The sequence below is a fragment of the Pseudomonas sp. GM24 genome (assembly GCF_000282235.1).
Classification (GTDB): domain Bacteria; phylum Pseudomonadota; class Gammaproteobacteria; order Pseudomonadales; family Pseudomonadaceae; genus Aquipseudomonas.
In genome coordinates, this window is sequence record NZ_AKJR01000089.1 from 14,754 (window position 1) to 31,025 (window position 16,272).

The 16,272-nt window shown below is 60.8% G+C and carries 16 protein-coding genes and 1 riboswitch; of the genes, 5 read left to right on the plus strand and 11 right to left on the minus strand.

The genetic code is table 11. From position 1 onward, the window contains the following. Window positions 1-77: 77 nt before the first annotated feature. The 6 genes from PMI23_RS12910 to cobO are packed head-to-tail and all read right to left on the minus strand — an operon-like array spanning window position 78 to window position 6,071. The gene (locus PMI23_RS12910; protein ID WP_007919804.1) at window positions 78-1,529 is read right to left on the minus strand and encodes a cobyric acid synthase; all 1,452 of its coding nucleotides are present in this window, start codon (window positions 1,527-1,529) and stop codon (window positions 78-80) included. Then, the gene (cobD, locus tag PMI23_RS12915) at window positions 1,526-2,518 is read right to left on the minus strand and encodes a threonine-phosphate decarboxylase CobD (protein WP_007919813.1); all 993 of its coding nucleotides are present in this window, start codon (window positions 2,516-2,518) and stop codon (window positions 1,526-1,528) included. Before cobD ends, PMI23_RS12910 begins: the two co-directional genes overlap by 4 nt. Then, window positions 2,511-3,419, minus strand: coding sequence for an adenosylcobinamide-phosphate synthase CbiB (cbiB, locus tag PMI23_RS12920; protein WP_007919815.1), 909 nt, complete (start codon window positions 3,417-3,419; stop codon window positions 2,511-2,513). Before cbiB ends, cobD begins: the two co-directional genes overlap by 8 nt. Continuing rightward, the gene (gene bluB, locus PMI23_RS12925) at window positions 3,416-4,066 is read right to left on the minus strand and encodes a 5,6-dimethylbenzimidazole synthase (RefSeq protein WP_007919816.1); all 651 of its coding nucleotides are present in this window, start codon (window positions 4,064-4,066) and stop codon (window positions 3,416-3,418) included. The genes cbiB and bluB overlap by 4 nt, the downstream gene beginning before the upstream one ends. Continuing rightward, on the minus strand, window positions 4,063-5,463 hold the full coding sequence (locus PMI23_RS12930) for a cobyrinate a,c-diamide synthase (RefSeq protein ID WP_007919819.1): 1,401 nt from the start codon (window positions 5,461-5,463) through the stop codon (window positions 4,063-4,065). The genes bluB and PMI23_RS12930 overlap by 4 nt, the downstream gene beginning before the upstream one ends. Next, the gene (gene cobO / locus PMI23_RS12935) at window positions 5,460-6,071 is read right to left on the minus strand and encodes a cob(I)yrinic acid a,c-diamide adenosyltransferase (protein ID WP_003223053.1); all 612 of its coding nucleotides are present in this window, start codon (window positions 6,069-6,071) and stop codon (window positions 5,460-5,462) included. Before cobO ends, PMI23_RS12930 begins: the two co-directional genes overlap by 4 nt. Window positions 6,072-6,153: 82 nt before the next feature. Further along, a riboswitch (cobalamin riboswitch) is annotated at window positions 6,154-6,384 on the minus strand. A 163-nt stretch (window positions 6,385-6,547) separates the two neighbouring features. Here cobO and PMI23_RS12940 point away from each other — a divergent pair. Continuing rightward, the gene (locus PMI23_RS12940) at window positions 6,548-7,132 is read left to right on the plus strand and encodes a hypothetical protein (RefSeq protein WP_007919823.1); all 585 of its coding nucleotides are present in this window, start codon (window positions 6,548-6,550) and stop codon (window positions 7,130-7,132) included. Between the two features lie 66 nt (window positions 7,133-7,198). After that, a complete protein-coding gene (locus PMI23_RS12945) occupies window positions 7,199-8,512 on the plus strand; it encodes a PQQ-dependent sugar dehydrogenase (protein ID WP_007919824.1) in 1,314 nt (437 codons plus the stop codon). A gap of 132 nt (window positions 8,513-8,644) precedes the next feature. On the opposite strand, the gene PMI23_RS12950 is transcribed toward PMI23_RS12945, so the two are convergent. The 5 genes from PMI23_RS12950 to PMI23_RS12970 all read right to left on the minus strand — a co-directional run bounded on the left by PMI23_RS12950 (window position 8,645) and on the right by PMI23_RS12970 (window position 13,311). Beyond that, complete coding sequence (locus PMI23_RS12950) at window positions 8,645-9,181, minus strand: C40 family peptidase (protein WP_007919825.1); 537 nt, start codon at window positions 9,179-9,181, stop codon at window positions 8,645-8,647. 219 nt (window positions 9,182-9,400) lie between these two features. Continuing rightward, entirely contained in the window at window positions 9,401-10,018 is a 618-nt protein-coding gene (locus PMI23_RS12955) for a C40 family peptidase (RefSeq protein WP_007919826.1), read from the minus strand. Window positions 10,019-10,232: 214 nt separating this feature from the next. Next, window positions 10,233-10,937: a DnaA regulatory inactivator Hda gene (gene hda / locus PMI23_RS12960; protein ID WP_007919828.1), complete on the minus strand. Its 705-nt coding sequence runs from the start codon at window positions 10,935-10,937 to the stop codon at window positions 10,233-10,235. A gap of 207 nt (window positions 10,938-11,144) precedes the next feature. Continuing rightward, a complete protein-coding gene (locus PMI23_RS12965; RefSeq protein WP_007919830.1) occupies window positions 11,145-12,218 on the minus strand; it encodes an AI-2E family transporter in 1,074 nt (357 codons plus the stop codon). A 34-nt stretch (window positions 12,219-12,252) separates the two neighbouring features. Next, window positions 12,253-13,311, minus strand: coding sequence for a DUF2066 domain-containing protein (locus tag PMI23_RS12970; RefSeq protein ID WP_007919832.1), 1,059 nt, complete (start codon window positions 13,309-13,311; stop codon window positions 12,253-12,255). A gap of 373 nt (window positions 13,312-13,684) precedes the next feature. Here PMI23_RS12970 and purM point away from each other — a divergent pair, with 373 nt between their 5' ends. From purM to PMI23_RS12985, 3 genes are read left to right on the plus strand one after another with little or no spacing between them, the layout of a single operon-like run. Then, window positions 13,685-14,743, plus strand: a complete 1,059-nt coding sequence (gene purM, locus PMI23_RS12975; RefSeq protein WP_007919839.1) for a phosphoribosylformylglycinamidine cyclo-ligase — start codon at window positions 13,685-13,687, stop codon at window positions 14,741-14,743. Then, window positions 14,743-15,393 (plus strand): phosphoribosylglycinamide formyltransferase, encoded by a 651-nt coding sequence (gene purN, locus PMI23_RS12980; protein ID WP_007919841.1) that lies wholly within the window; start codon window positions 14,743-14,745, stop codon window positions 15,391-15,393. The genes purM and purN overlap by 1 nt, the downstream gene beginning before the upstream one ends. 8 nt (window positions 15,394-15,401) lie before the next feature. Next, on the plus strand, window positions 15,402-16,115 hold the full coding sequence (locus tag PMI23_RS12985; protein ID WP_007919843.1) for a DUF3108 domain-containing protein: 714 nt from the start codon (window positions 15,402-15,404) through the stop codon (window positions 16,113-16,115). The last annotated feature ends 157 nt before the right edge of the window (window positions 16,116-16,272 follow it).

Genomic DNA, 16,272 nt, shown 5'->3' on the forward strand with positions numbered 1-16,272 from the left:
GAGCAACCCAGAGTTTTGTGTAAAACACATAACCCTGTAGGCCTTCGCCTGCTCGCGATGAGGCCATTAAATTCACCTCAAATCCCACAGAGCTGTCGCAATAGATCCGTATCCAGATGCTTCTCCACCAGATCCGCCAGCCGCTCGATATCGCGCTCGCGCAAGCCGTGATAATCCACCGCCTGCACATCGCTCAACCCGGCCCAGCGCAGCAACGCCGCACTCGCCGTCGGCGATTCGAACAAGCCATGCAAGTAGGTGCCGAACACTTGCCCGTCAGCACTCTGCGCACCGTCGCAACGGCCGTCATCCAGATGCACCGCAGCGTTTTCCAACGCCGGTCCGCTGGTCACGCCGGCATGAATTTCATAGCCGCTGACATCGGCATCTTCCAGCACCAATCGACCGCGCACATTGCGCAACTGCTTCTCGGCCTCAAGCGTGGTTTCGAACGCCAACAAGCCCAAACCGGCACTCGTGCCCGGCGCGCCTTCGAGGCCGAGTGGGTCATGCACCTGCTCGCCAAGCATCTGCAGACCGCCGCAAATCCCCAGCACCTTGCCGCCGTAACGCAAGTGCCGAGAGATCGCCGCATCCCAGCCACTGGCGCGCAGGTAGGCCAGATCGCTGCGCACGCTTTTCGAGCCCGGCAGAATGATCAGGTCAGCCGCCGGAATCGCCTGCCCTGGCCCGACAAATTGCAGATCGACCTGGGGATGCAGACGCAGTGGATCGAAGTCAGTGTGATTGCTGATGCGCGGCAGCACCGGCACCACCACTTTCAGCACTTGTTCGGCCTTGTCGGTCTGGCGTTGATCAATGCCGTCCTCGGCCTCAAGGTGCAGATCCATCACATAAGGCAACACGCCCACCACCGGTTTGCCGGTGCGTTGCTCGAGCCAGTCGAGACCCGGTTGCAGCAAGGCGATGTCACCGCGAAAACGGTTGATGATGAAGCCCTTGACCCGCGCCTGTTCGCTCGGCGAGAGCAATTCCAGGGTGCCGACCAGATGCGCGAAAACCCCGCCGCGATTGATGTCGGCAATCAGCAGCACCGGGCAATCCACCGCCTCGGCAAAGCCCATGTTGGCGATGTCACCGGCGCGCAGATTGATCTCCGCCGGCGAACCCGCGCCTTCGACCATCACCAGCGGATACGCAGCGCTGAGCCGCTCGTGGGACGCGAGCACCGCTTTCATCGCGATGGCTTTGTAGTCGTGATACGCCACGGCGTTCATCGACGTCACCGCGCGACCGTGGATGATCACTTGCGCGCCGGTGTCGCTGTTCGGTTTGAGCAGTACCGGGTTCATGTCGGTGTGCGGATCGAGGAATGCCGCTTGCGCCTGCACCGCTTGCGCGCGACCGATCTCACCGCCGTCGGCGGTCACAGCACTGTTGAGCGCCATGTTCTGTGGCTTGAACGGTACGACCGCCACGCCCTGGCGGGTCGCCCAGCGGCACAGCGCCGTCACCAGTGTGCTTTTACCGGCGTCGGAAGTGGTGCCCTGCACCATCAGGGTGGTCATGCGTGATCCTTGGCGAAAGCGATTAAAGCGTGTTCCAGACGCGCCTCTTCAGCCGCGTCGGCAGGCAGGCCAAAACGCAAACTGCTGTTGTGAGTAAAGATGCGCAGGAGGATGCCGCGACGGGCCATGAACGCGTGCAACGCCTCAGCGTGTTCGGTGATCAGCCACTGGAACAGCGCGCAACCGCCCTGCGGCTTGAAGCCGTAGCGTTCAAGCAGCGCTGCCAGTCGTTCACTGGCTTCATCGCTGCGAATCCGTTGGCGTGTGTGCCCTTCGGTGTCTTGCAGACACGCTTGGCCAAGCACCCGCGTCGGCCCGCTCACCGCCCAAGGCCCGACCTGTTCGGCGAGCAGCTTGAGCAACTTGCGCTCGGCCAGCACAAAGCCCAGACGCACCCCGGCCAGACCGAAAAACTTGCCGAACGAACGCAACACAATCAGCCCGACTTGATGGGCATGCGGTGCCAGACTCAACTGCGGCGTGTTGTCCATGAAGGCTTCATCGACCACCAGCCAGCCGCCACGCCGGGCAAGCCGCGCGTGCCAGTCGAGCAATCGTGCCGGGGTCAGGCTCAGGCCGGTCGGGTTGTTCGGGTTGACCACCACCAGCACGTCGAGGCTGTCGAGAAAGAACTCGACTTCCTGCTCCAGCACTTCGCGCACGATGTAACCGCTGCGGCGCCAGGCTTCGGCATGCTCGGCATAACACGGCGACAACACACCGACCTTGCCGGCACGACGCAAACGCGGCAACAACTGGATGGCCATCTGCGAACCCGCCACCGGCAGCACTTGCGCGGCACCGTAGTAATCGCACGCAGCTTGCTCCAGACCGTCATCGGTTTCCGGCAAGCGTGCCCAGGCGCGCAGCGGGATCTCCGGGATCGGAAACGGCCACGGCGCCAGACCGCTGGACAGGTCGAGCCAGTCAGCTTCAGCGATGCCGTAATCGAGTGCCGCCTTGCGCAGCCGGCCACCGTGCTCAAGCATAGAATTCAGCCCCCACGCAGAGAATCAGCAGCCATAACCATACCCCGCGCTGGACCAATTGCCAGCCACGGTCGATGGAATCGGCATCGGCCGGTTGCCCTTCGCCGAGTTGCGGACGGTCGTGAAGTTCGCCGTGATAGATCGCCGCGCCGCCCAGCTCCACGCCCAAGGCACCGGCCCCGGCAGCCATCACGGGACCGGCGTTGGGGCTGTCCCACTTCGGCGCCTGTGTGCGCCAGCACTTCAACGCGAGTCGGGTTTTACCCAGCAGCGCGTAGGTCAACGCCACCAGACGCGCAGGAATGTAGTTCAACACGTCGTCGATTTTTGCCGCTGCCCAACCGAAACGCTCAAAGCGTTCGTTGCGATAACCCCACATCGCATCGAGCGTGTTGCTCAAGCGATAGAGGACCACGCCCGGCGCACCCGCCACGACAAACCAGAACAGCGCGGCAAACACCGCATCGCTGCCGTTTTCCAACACCGACTCGGTGGCGGCGCGGGCGACGGCGGTGCTGTCGAGTTCATCGGTCTGGCGGCTGACCAGATAGCCCACGCGTTTGCGCGCCTCGTCCAGATCATCTGCGCGCAAAGCAGCGGCCACCGGCGCGACATGCTCGCCGAGGCTGCGCATGCCGAGGGCGCAATACAATGCAAGAATCTCGACGACCCAGCCCACGTACGGCGCCCAGGACAATGCGGTGGCGAGCAAGGTCAGCGGCAGCACCGCGATCACCCACGCTGTGACGCCATGACTGCGCCAGCCACGACCACCGGCGTTGAAACGTTGCTCGATGCGCCCGGCGAAATTGCCGAACGCCACCAGCGGATGCCAGCGTTTCGGTTCACCGAGCAGCGCATCCAGCGCGACCGCGGCGACACTCAACAACGCCACACTCATTGACTCACTCCCCAATAATTTTCATACAGCAACTCATTGAGCGGCCGCGCCTGCGCCCACCCTTCGAGTACCAGCATCGGCGCCGGATAGAATTCCTTGACCGGGCCCAGACACAAAACGGCGAGAGGTTTGGCGCCTGCGGGCAATTTCAGCAAATCCGCCAGTGCCTGCGGCTCGAACAGCGAAACCCAGCCCATGCCCAGACCTTCGACGCGCGAGGCCAGCCACAGATTCTGAATCGCGCAGGACAGCGAGGCCATGTCCATTTCCGGCAGCGTGCGGCGACCGAAGATGTGTTTTTCGCGATCGTCCATCAGCGCGGCGACCAGCACTTCGGCGCAGTCATGGATGCCTTCGACCTTGAGTTTCATGAACTCGTCACTGCGCTCGCCGAGGGCTTCTGCGGTGCGGATGCGTTCTTCTTCCACGAGGTTCTGGATCTGGCCGCGCAAGGTTCTATCGCTGATGCGGATGAAGCGCCACGGCTGCATGAGGCCGACGCTTGGGGCCTGGTGAGCGGCTTCCAGTAGTCGGCGCAGCAATTCCGGCTCGACGGTGCCGCCGGTGAAGTGGCGCATGTCGCGACGTTCGGCGATGGCTTTATAGACGGCTTGGCGGTCGGCTTCGGAGAATGCGTTGTCTGTCATGGCCCTTTCGCTGGCAAGCCAGCTCCCACAGGGGATTGCATTTCTTCAGGAAGCTCACCGCCCACTGTGGGAGCTGGCTTGCCAGCGATGGCGGCATGGAGGTCGGGTGCAAACAATGCTGCGATAGCCGCGGGACTCGACGGGAAGTAGAAGTGCACATAAGAGGCCGTCATCCGCCCGTCCCGATAAACCGCCTCGGCGCCGCGACCGCCATTCGGACTCAAGCCACGCGCAATCGGCGTCAGCTCAGTCGTCGTCAACGAATGATGATAAGTGTGCCCACGCAACGATCCTTCCGGCAAATCCACTGCTTGCAGCGCCAGTGCAGCCAGACGTTTTTGCATCACCGCGTCGCCCTTCAGCAGCCCAACCAACTCAGCGCGAGTGCCTTCAACGTCAGTCAAAGAATCCAGCAAATACAGCATCCCGCCACATTCGGCGAGCAACGGTTTGCCCGCTGCGTGATGCGCACGAATCGCCTCCAGCATCGCGGTGTTCTGCGACAACGCAACGTGGTGCAATTCCGGATACCCACCGGGCAAATACAGGCTGTCCGCCTCAGGCAATTGCGTGTCGCGGATCGGCGAGAAGAAACTCAACTCGGCGCCCATCGCCCGCAGCAGATCGAGACTCGCGCCATAGGTGAAGGCAAACGCCTCATCACGGGCAACGGCGACTCGCACATTCTTCAGCAGCGGCTCTACAGCGATCACATCAGGCGCGGCGAATTCCACGGCCGGTGGCAGCGCTACCTCGCAACTGCTGGCCAATGCATCGGCGGCGGCATCGAGACGCACATCGAGGTCATTCAGTTCGCTGGCCTGCACCAGGCCGAGATGACGACTCGGCAGTTCGATACCGGTCTCACGGGACAACGCGCCATACCAACGCAAACCTTCCGTGAGGCTGCCTTCGAGCAATTGCGCATGGCGCAAAGTGCCGACACGATTAGCCAGGACACCGGCAAACGGCAGATCCGGCTGATACTTCGCCAGGCCCAGCGCCAGCGCACCAAATGTCTGCGCCATGGCCGTCCCATCAATCACGCCAAGCACCGGCACGCCGAAGTGCCGCGCCAGATCGGCGCTGGACGGCGTGCCATCGAACAGGCCCATCACGCCTTCGATCAGAATCAGATCCGCCTCATTGGCGGCTTCCCACAACAGACGACGACTTTCCTGCTCGCCGACCATCCACATGTCCAGTTGATACACCGGCGCACCGCTGGCGCGTTCGAGAATCATCGGATCGAGAAAGTCCGGGCCGCATTTGAACACGCGCACCTTGCGCCCCTGATTGCGATGCAAACGGGCCAGTGCGGCGGTGACGGTGGTCTTGCCCTGACCGGAAGCCGGCGCGGCGATGAGCACCGCCGGGCAGTGACGTGGCTGATTCAAAGTTCGACGCCTTTCTGCGCTTTGATGCCAGCCTGGAAGGCGTGTTTGAGCATGCCCATTTCAGTCACAGTGTCGCCCATTTCGATCATTTCCGGCTTGGCCGCGCGACCGGTGACGATCACATGCTGCATCGGCGGACGCGCCTGCAAATCGCTGAGCACCTGATCGAGATCGAGGTAACCATGTTTGAGGGCGATGTTGAGTTCGTCGAGCACCACCAGACCGATCGACGGATCGCGCAGCAGTTCGCGGGACACGGCCCACGCGGCTTCGGCGGCGGCGATGTCGCGCTGACGATCCTGGGTTTCCCAGGTGAAGCCCTCGCCCATCACATGAAAGCGCACTTGCTCAGGGAAGCGGCGGAAAAACAACTCTTCGCCGGTGCTGTTGCGGCCCTTGATGAACTGCACCACGCCGCACTGCATGCCGTGGCCCATGGCGCGGGCGAGCATGCCGAACGCCGAGCTGCTTTTGCCTTTGCCATTGCCGGTCAGCACCAGCACCAGCCCGCACTCGTCAGGCGAGTTGGCGATGCGTTCGTCGATCACGGCTTTTTTGCGCTGCATACGCGCCAGATGGCGTTCGTCGCGCTCGGGGGAATCGGTCATGGGGGGAGCTCTCCGTTGAGGCTGGATAACGGCGGGCAGGCACAAGAATAGACGGCAAAAAGCCTGGCATCGCCCACCGTGATGCCGCTGGATGGATCAGGCCGGTCTCCGGGCTCATGAGCGGCGTTTCGCCTGACTGCGCGCCTTCCCGCTTCTTTCGAGGCAGTGGCTCAAGGCGCAGTTTTCACTCATTTACCGTTGCGGGGGCAGCGCCGGGATCGTGGTGGTTCTTCGTGCGAAGACAACCCTCACCGGCTTCCCTGTTTCACTCTGTCGACGCAGGTCACAGAGCACCTGAAACAAGCCGCGAAGGTTAGAGGGTTGGGGGTGGAGCGTCAATTAAAGAGGCGGTCATCGGGCGAATAACTGCCGCCGATCAATTATCTGACGCCAATCTTGTGCCACACTGATACAAATGATATCAAAGAGCCATGCTTTTCCCGAAAAGCCCACTACAACAATAAAGGATGATGACGATGCAAGGCATGATCATCAGCAACCCGCGCCTGGAATTCCTGCGCCCGGTGCTTGAACGCTGGTTTGACTGTATCGACCGTTACAACGCCGTGCGCGGCGACGGCGACACCCCTTACTGGCATGACGAGAAAGCCAATCTCGGATTGCTCTCGGCGGCGGCCTGGATGGCCGAGCTGGTGACTTTGAACGACACTGCCACGCGCAAGCAGAATGAAGAAGGCGAGCGCAATGCCCGCGCTGATCTGTTTCTGGCCGGCGCCGAAGACCGCGCCTTTATCCAGGCCACCCAGCGCTGGCCAAAGGTTACCAACCTCAATCTGACCCAAGCCCTGCTGGACATCACCAACGACGCCAAACGCATCAGCTACGCCAGCGACCTCAAGCTCGGCTGCCTGTTTGTCGCGCCGCAAAAAGCCCAGCACAGCGCCAGCCCCGAAGAGCTGCAGGACATGGTCGACGACCTGCAAAAGGAACACACTTGCGCGGTCGCCTGGTATTTCCCCTACGCCTACCGCAAGTTACGCAGCGAAGCCGGCAATTATCACCCGGGCATCGCCGTGCTGTTCAAGGAAGCGCGCGGTTGAGCAGTTGAACCATCGGGCTTGCGCCCTCCTCTATGATTAGGAATGCATTCATAGGGAAGATCAGCAATGCGCAAGCCCCAGCTCGTTTTTGTCATCGCCTTCGCCGGAGGACTCGCCGCCTGCGGTGAAACCTCCAGCCTGCAAGTCTCCGACGGCACCGGCCCGTCACCGAAGCTGCCCGAACCGAACAAGACCCTGATCCCGACGGTGAATATCGCCCCGGCGATCGGCTGGCCCGACGGCGGCAAACCGACAGCGGCGGCTGGCACCCAGGTCGCGGCATTCGCCGAAGGCCTCGATCATCCGCGCTGGCTCTATGTGCTGCCCAATGGCGATGTGTTGGTAGCGGAAACCAATGCCCCACCAAAACCGGATGACAGCAGCGGGATTCGCGGCTGGGTGATGAAGAAGGTCATGGGCAAGGCTGGCGCTGGCGTGCCAAGCCCAAACCGCATCACCCTGCTGCGTGACGCCGATCACGATGGCGTCGCCGAGACCCGCACGGTGTTTCTGCAAAACCTCAACTCGCCGTTCGGCATGACCCTGGTTGGCAATGACCTGTACGTCGCCGATACCGATCGCCTGCTGCGTTTCAACTACGAACCCGGCGCGACCGAGATCAAATCGCAGCCGATCAAGGTCGTCGATCTGCCCGGCGGCACGCTGAATCACCACTGGACCAAAAACGTCATCGCCAGCAAGGACGGCAGCAAACTGTACGTCACGGTCGGCTCGAACAGTAATGTCGGCGAAAATGGTCTGGATAAAGAAGAAGGCCGCGCGGCGATCTGGGAAGTCGATCGGGCGACCGGCAATCACCGCATCTTTGCCTCGGGCATCCGCAACCCCAATGGCCTGGCCTGGGAGCCTGTCAGTGGCGCGCTGTGGACAGCGGTCAACGAACGCGACGAGATCGGCAGTGATCTGGTGCCGGACTACATCACTTCCGTGAAGGACGGTGGTTTTTATGGCTGGCCGTTCAGCTACTACGGCCAGCACGTCGATGTGCGTGTGTCGCCGCAAAATCCGGACCTGGTGGCCAAAGCCATCGCCCCGGATTACGCAGTCGGACCGCACACCGCCTCACTGGGTCTGAGCTTCGCCGAGGGCAACACGCTGCCGGCGCAGTTCAAGGAAGGCGCGTTCATCGGCCAGCATGGTTCATGGAACCGTAAACCGCACAGTGGCTACAAAGTGATTTTCGTGCCGTTTACCGGTGGCAAGCCGAGTGGCAAACCGGTGGATGTGCTGACCGGTTTCCTCGACAAGGACGAGAATGCACTCGGTCGCCCGGTGGGCGTGGTGATCGATCAGCAGGGTGGCTTGCTGGTGGCGGATGATGTCGGCAACAAGGTGTGGCGAGTGTCGGCCAGCAAATAATTTTCGCCATGCACAAACAACTGTAGGAGTGAGCCTGCTCGCGATAACTTCGTATCAGTCGACATCATCATTGACTGAACGACCGCTATCGCGAGCAGGCTCACTCCTACATGGGATTGTGGGCTGCTTGAATTACGGGTTATGCGCCAGATGCTCCGGCTGCAACACCCGCTTGGCACTCAGATAAGCTTTCTGCCAGTACGCCTTCGACAGGCTGTCCAGCTTCACCGTGCCGCCCGTGGCCGGCGCATGCACGAAGCGCCCTTCCCCGACGTAAATCCCCGCATGACTGACCTGCGAGCCGCCATTGGTGGCGAAGAAGATCAGATCGCCAGTCTGCAAGCCTTCTTTGCCGACATTCGGTGCCTGCATGACGATCAGCTCACGCGTCGAACGCGGCAAAGAGATGCCCGCCGCATCACGGTAGACAAAACCGATCAGCCCGCTGCAATCAAACCCTGAATCCGGCGTGTTGCCGCCCCAACGATAGGGCGTGCCGACCAGACCGAGCGCGCGAAACAGCACGTCTTCAGCAGCAGGCGAAAAAGCTTGGGAGGGGCCGAACACGACCGGTGCGCGAACCACCGGCGCAGGAGGCGGTGTGCGACTGGCGCAGGCGCTGAGCAGCGCTGCGAAGAAGATCAAAGTGAGGCGGGCCGACATCGTCATAAGCAGAACATCCTGATCTGGCTGCGGCTTTTTCTGCCGATGGACAGAAAACAAAACCGCCTGCGTGAGCACGCAGGCGGTTTGCCATCAATATAGATACAGGATTCTAGCGGCTACGCGGCAAACTTCAAGTAAGACTTTAACTTCACCTTGTAAAGTCTAAGTCTACTCCGTTACCGCAAGCCTGATTGTCGCCGCGAACGCAGCGACAACAAGGGATTACTTGCGAGCAGTGACTACAGTTGGAGCGTTGGCCAGAGCGCGTTTCGCTTCGATGAAGGTCTTGCTCCAGTAGCTGTCACCCAGGCTGTCGATGCGAACACCGCCGCTGCGACGACTGCTGGAGTGGATGAACTGGTTGTCACCGAGGTAGATCCCGGCGTGACTGACACGACCGCGACGACCGTTGGTGGCGAAGAACAGCAGATCGCCCGGCTCAAGGTTGCTGCGCGAGACCAGCGGCGCATCAACGTTGATCATTTCGCGGGTCGAGCGTGGCAGGTTCATGCCGGCTTCTTCGCGGAACAGGTAGCCGATGAAACCGCTGCAATCGAAACCGGCTTCAGAGGTACCGCCGAAACGGTAACGGGTACCGATCAGGGACATGCCGCGTTCGAGGATGCTGTCGGCCAGAACAGGAAGCTGATAAGGCTTCTTGCCATTGAATTCGTTGAGTTCTTTTTCGGTGTCCAGCTCTTCCTGATAAATAACGGAAGATTGGGCCGTGGCAGAATTTTTAACCTGTTGAGGCTGCTCTTGAACTGGAGAATGAGCAGCGCAACCGTACAACAGGGTGACGAGTGCGAGAGGCACGAGGGGTGCGAAGCGCTTTAGCATGGGCACGACCGTGGCTGATAGTTGTAAAGAAGCCGAGACTATGCCCGCTATCAGCCTCATTTGCAAATTCAATCGATCTTTTTGTGACTTCTCGGTTTCTCGTTTACATCTAAGCGCTTAAGCCCATTTGAACCGAGACGCGGCCTGCACAGCTTGCAGGAAAGCGGATTTTCTGGCGCCTGAATTATGCCGAAACACGCTGAAAGCCGCGCCGTTACCAGCCTAGGGTTTCTTTCAGGAAGGGAATGGTCAGCTTGCGTTGAGCCTGCAACGAGGCCTGATCGAGCTGCTCAAGCAAGTCGAACAGCGCACTCATGCTGCGGGTGCCGCGCGTCAAAATAAAATGCCCGACTTCATCGGTCAGGTGCAGACCGCGACGCGACGCGCGCAATTGCAGGGCGCGCAATTTGTCTTCATCGGAGAGCGGGCGCATCTGGAAAATCAACGCCAGGGTCAGGCGCGATTTCAAGTCAGCCAGTTTGACCGGCAGTTCACGCGGAGAGGTTGACGCGGCGATCAGCAGACGCCGACCGCTGTCACGCAGACGGTTGAACAGATGAAACATCGCCTCTTCCCAGTCAGCCTTGCCGGCAATCACCTGCAAGTCGTCCAGGCAAACCAGTTCGTACTGCTCAAGGTTGTCGAGGATTTCGACGCCGCGATCCATCAACTCGGCCAACGGCAAATACACCGCCGGCTCGCCCATTTGCTCAAAACGCAGACACGCTGCCTGCAACAGATGCGTACGCCCTACGCCGTGTTTGCCCCACAGGTAGATCAGGCTTTCTGTCCAGCCGGCGTCGGCTTCGCATAGACGCTCGACATAGCCGAGTGCAGCGGCATTGGCGCCTGGGTAGTAGTTGATGAAGGTGGCGTCGTCACGCAGACGCACACCTAGGGGCAGCTGAATCGGTTTCATGCTGACTGAACAGTTCTCAAGGAACCGTTAGTGGCCTCTGTGTAAAGTTTGCGAAGTTTATACCCGTGAAGCTGAGCGCACAATGCGACAGAGTCCAAGCAAAATCAAAGGTTTGCGTTAACGCACCGGTTTTATGACAGATTCCTTGGCGCCAGCGCCTGCAGGACACGGGCCAACCCGGCGATTTGCCGGGCCGCCCCTGCGCCATTACAACTGCGGATCGTCAACACCACTATAGATGTCGGAATCCTTGTACAAGTCGTGCACATGGCGCACCAGCACCATGATCACCGCCGCCACCGGCAACGCCAGCAGCACACCGGTAAAACCGAACAGCTCGCCACCGGCCAGAATCGCGAAGATCACCGCCACCGGATGCAGACCGATGCGATCGCCCACCAGCAGCGGGGTCAGCACCATGCCTTCCAGCGCCTGACCGACCATGAACACCGCGACGATCCCGACCATCGGGTACAGATCGCCACCGAACTGGAACAAACCGGCAATCAACGCCGCGCCAATACCGATCACAAAGCCCATGTACGGCACGATCGCCGCCAGGCCCGCGATCAGACCGATCAACAACCCCAGCTCCAGCCCGATAATCATCAGGCCCGCCGCGTAAATCACGCCCAGCGCCACCATCACCAACAACTGCCCGCGAACAAACGCGCCCAGCACCTCATGACATTCACCGGCCAGCGATACGATAGTCTCCTCCCGATCGCGCGGCAGCAGACTGCGGATCTTGGCCATCATCACGTCCCAGTCACGCAGCAGGTAGAAACTCACCACCGGAATCAGCACCAGATTCGCCAGCCAGCCAATCAGCGCCAGACTCGACGCGGTCGCCTGACTGAGCACCACACTGACGATGTCGGTGGTCTGGCCCATGTGTTCGCTGATCGCCGCTTTGACCTTGTCGAACTTCCAGAAACCATCCGACAGACCCAGCTTCGCCTGCGCCCACGGCAACGCCGTGTGTTGCAGCCAGTCGAGCATTTGCGGCGCCAGTTCGTATAACCGCAGCAACTGCTTGGCGAGCATCGGCACCAGCACCAGTAACAGCGCGGTGACGATCAGGGTGAACAAGGCAAATACCGCGATTACCCCCCACGTACGCGACAGCCCGAGTCTTTCCAGGCGATCCACCAGCGGATCGAACAGATAAGCCAGCAACAGCGCCACCAGAAACGGCGTGAGGATCGGGTGCAGCAACCATACAAACGCGCAAAGCAGGATTACCCCACCGAGCCAGAACCAACGCCGCGTATCGGCCATGTACCACTCCTGTAGCTTCTATATAAGGAAAGACTTACCAGCGAAACCGCAACGAAGGTGCTGCTGGTGCCGGGGCCGGAGCCACGACAGGTGCTGCGCCCGCAACCGCAGGTTGTGGTGCTGCGACCGGCACCGGGGCTTCAGCCGGCAACTCCTGCAACTTCGCCAGCGACAATTGCGCGCGCATTTGATCTGCACTGCCGTTGACCCGATAGACAATGCGATCGCCATCAACACTTTGCAGACGCACGCCAAACGGCTCGAGTAACCGCAACAGCGCCGCGTAGTGTTCAAGATTCATCCCCTGCACTTCCAGAGTCTGCTGCCCCGAAGCGCCCGGCTTGGCAACAAACCGAGGCGCCAGCCGCTCAGCCACCGCCAGCATCACCGCGTCAGCGACCGCAGCCTGATCGGCGCCCTGCACACTGCCCGCCTCTTTCTGATCGCCCAGCCACAAGTGCCACTTGGCCTGCCACTGCCCGCCCTCTTCACGGGCATGCACCGCGAGCAAGGCATCAGCGTTGTAGCGTTCGGACGCGCCGCGCAACGGCGCCGGATCGGTGCCTTCCAGCGCTGGCGCCGTGGCAACCAATTGCTCACTCAAGTCCGCCAGCGGCAAACGCAATGGCAAGCCGCGATGTTGAGCTGCCGTACGCAACGGCGCCGCAGCGGCCTGACCATCACCGACCAGACTGGAACCCTCAGCCGAATCGTTGAGCCACCAGCTCAGAATCGACGGGCGACTCGCACCCCACACCGACAACCCGGCACGCCGCAGCGCCTGCTCGGTGGTCGCCGGATCGAAATCGACTTTCAGCACCTCCGGCGGCCCGGCATCAAAACCGAATTGACTGATGATCTGCTGCGGATCCTTGCGAATCGCCGCCAGCCCCGGGTTTTGCGCAGCCTTCGGATCGCCAGTCAAACGCAAGACCAACGTGTCGAGCGCCGCCTGCGTGGCGCGATCACGCTCTTCCGGTGCCTGGCCATTGACCGGCTCACGTACTTGATAGAGGCCTTTGAGGTTTTCGGCGTGACTCGCCAGGCTGATCAGCGACAAGCAACCCACAAACAACAATTTACAAAAACGCATGGAAAATTCCCGTCGACAGGAGCGGCTGGAACAGGCCGCGTGAATCGGTTGAGCAAGGCTGTGACAATCTGCCAGCACCAAACATTCACACGACAGCGGTAAGTTTTTGCACAGTGATAACGATAGACGGTTAATCGCCACACCTTATACAGGCACCCGCAGGCCTTAATTGCAAAAAATTTCCCGAGATATGGCCCTGCCCGTCGGTGCGAGGATGGCCGCTGCCCCTCAAGCCTGATAAAATCGCGCGCCTTCGCAGACCGGCAACAGCCGGGCACCTCGAAACTCGCGTGAGGCCATCGCCCCGTCGATTTCGAAGTTCCCGCTGAACTCGGTCGTTACCCCTGAATCCCCTCCCCTAAAGGCCTGGATCATGAGCAAGCAACCCTCCCTGAGCTACAAGGACGCCGGTGTAGACATCGACGCCGGTGAAGCATTGGTCGAACGCATCAAGAGCGTCGCCAAGCGCACTGCGCGCCCGGAAGTCATGGGCGGCCTGGGCGGTTTCGGCGCCCTCTGCGAAATCCCGGCCGGCTACAAGCAGCCCGTACTGGTTTCCGGTACCGACGGCGTCGGCACCAAACTGCGTCTGGCGCTGAACCTGAACAAGCACGACAGCATCGGTATCGACCTGGTTGCCATGTGCGTCAACGACCTCGTGGTTTGCGGCGCTGAGCCACTGTTCTTCCTCGACTACTACGCCACCGGCAAGCTGAATGTCGACACCGCTGCCCAGGTGGTCACCGGCATCGGCGCTGGCTGCGAACTGTCGGGTTGCTCGCTGGTTGGCGGCGAAACCGCTGAAATGCCTGGCATGTACGAAGGCGAAGACTACGACCTGGCCGGTTTCTGCGTCGGCGTCGTGGAAAAATCGGAAATCATCGACGGCTCGAAAGTCGCCACCGGTGACGCCCTGATCGCTCTGCCATCCTCCGGCCCGCACTCCAACGGCTACTCGCTGATCCGCAAGATCATCGAAGTCTCCGGCGCCGACATCGAAAACATCCAGCTCGACGGCAAACCGCTGACCGACCTGCTGATGGCCCCGACCCGCATCTACGTGAAGCCGCTGCTCAAGCTGATCAAAGACACCGGCGCCGTCAAAGCCATGGCCCACATCACCGGTGGTGGCCTGCTCGACAACATCCCGCGCGTTCTGCCAAAAGGCGCTCAGGCGGTGGTTGACGTGGCTAGCTGGACTCGCCCGGCCGTGTTCGACTGGCTGCAAGAAAAAGGCAATGTTGACGAAACCGAGATGCACCGCGTGCTGAACTGCGGCGTTGGCATGGTTATCTGCGTGGCTCAGGAACACGTAGAAGTTGCCCTGAACACCCTGCGTGACGCCGGCGAACAGCCTTGGGTCATCGGTCAGATCGCTGCCGCTGCCGAAGGCGCTGCCCAGGTTGATCTGCAGAACCTTAAGGCTCATTAATGTCCGCAACCTGTGATGTCGTGGTGCTGTTGTCCGGCACCGGCAGTAACTTGCAGGCTTTGATCGACAGCACGCGGACCGGCGACAGCCCGGTCCGCATCGCTGCAGTGATTTCCAATCGCGCCGACGCCTACGGCCTGCAACGCGCCAGTGACGCGGGTATCGCCACCCGCTCGCTGGATCACAAGGCATTTGAAGGCCGCGAGGCCTTCGATGCTGCTCTGATCGAACTGATCGACGAATTCCAACCGAAACTCGTGGTGCTGGCCGGTTTCATGCGCATTCTCAGCGCTGATTTCGTTCGCCACTACCAGGGGCGCCTGCTCAACATCCACCCGTCGCTGCTACCCAAATACAAAGGGTTACACACTCATCAGCGCGCGCTGGAAGCCGGCGACACGGAGCACGGCTGCTCCGTGCACTTCGTCACCGAGGAACTCGATGGCGGACCACTGGTCGTACAGGCAGTATTACCGGTAGAGTTGCACGATACGCCGCAGAGTCTCGCGCAGCGAGTACACGTTCAGGAACACCTGATCTACCCGATGGCAGTACGCTGGTTTGCCGAAGGCAGGCTGGCACTCGGTGAACACGGTGCTTTACTGGATGGCCAGTTACTCGCGGCCAGCGGCCACTTGATTCGAAACTAGGAGATATTATGCGTCGCGCCCTGCTCTTCGCTTGCGCTCTGCTCGCCCTGCCCTTCGCGCAGGCAGCCGAACTTCAACCGTTCTCCGCCAGCTACACCGCCGACTGGAAGCAACTGCCCATGAGCGGCACCGCCGAGCGCAGTCTGGTCAAGGAAGCCAACGGCGTCTGGAAGCTCAGCTTCAAGGCCTCGATGATGATCGCCAGCCTGGCTGAAGAAAGCACCCTGACCCTGGACAAGGACACCCTGCTGCCGCAGTCCTACCACTTCGAACGTGGCGGCCTGGGCAAAGCGAAAAAGGCTGATCTGGATTTTGACTGGAACAGCAAAATGGTCACTGGCACCGACCGTGGCGACGCGGTGAAAATCCCACTGAACCGCGGCATGGTCGACAAGTCCACCTATCAACTGGCGCTGCAGCATGATGTCGCTGCCGGCAAGAAGACCATGAGCTATCAAGTGGTCGATGACGGCGAAGTCGATACCTATGACTTCCGCGTGCTGGGTTCGGAAAAAGTCGAGACCAAGGCTGGTCAGATCGATGCAATCAAGGTCGAGCGCGTACGCGACCCGACACAAAGCAAGCGCATCACCGTCCTGTGGTTCGCCAAGGATTGGGATTACCTGCTGGTTCGCCTGCAACAGGTTGAAACCGACGGCAAGGAGTACAACATCATGCTCCAGGACGGCACGGTCAACGGCAAAACCGTTAAAGGCAGCTGATCCGCCGCTACATCAAAGAGCCCCGCGAAATGCGGGGCTTTTTTTTGCGTGCTGGATTGGAGATTTGTACCTGGCTCGCCCCTCACCCCAGCCCTCTCCCGAGGGAGAGGGAGCTGACCGAGATGTCTGGCGCCATGCATCGACCTGAAAAGTCGAG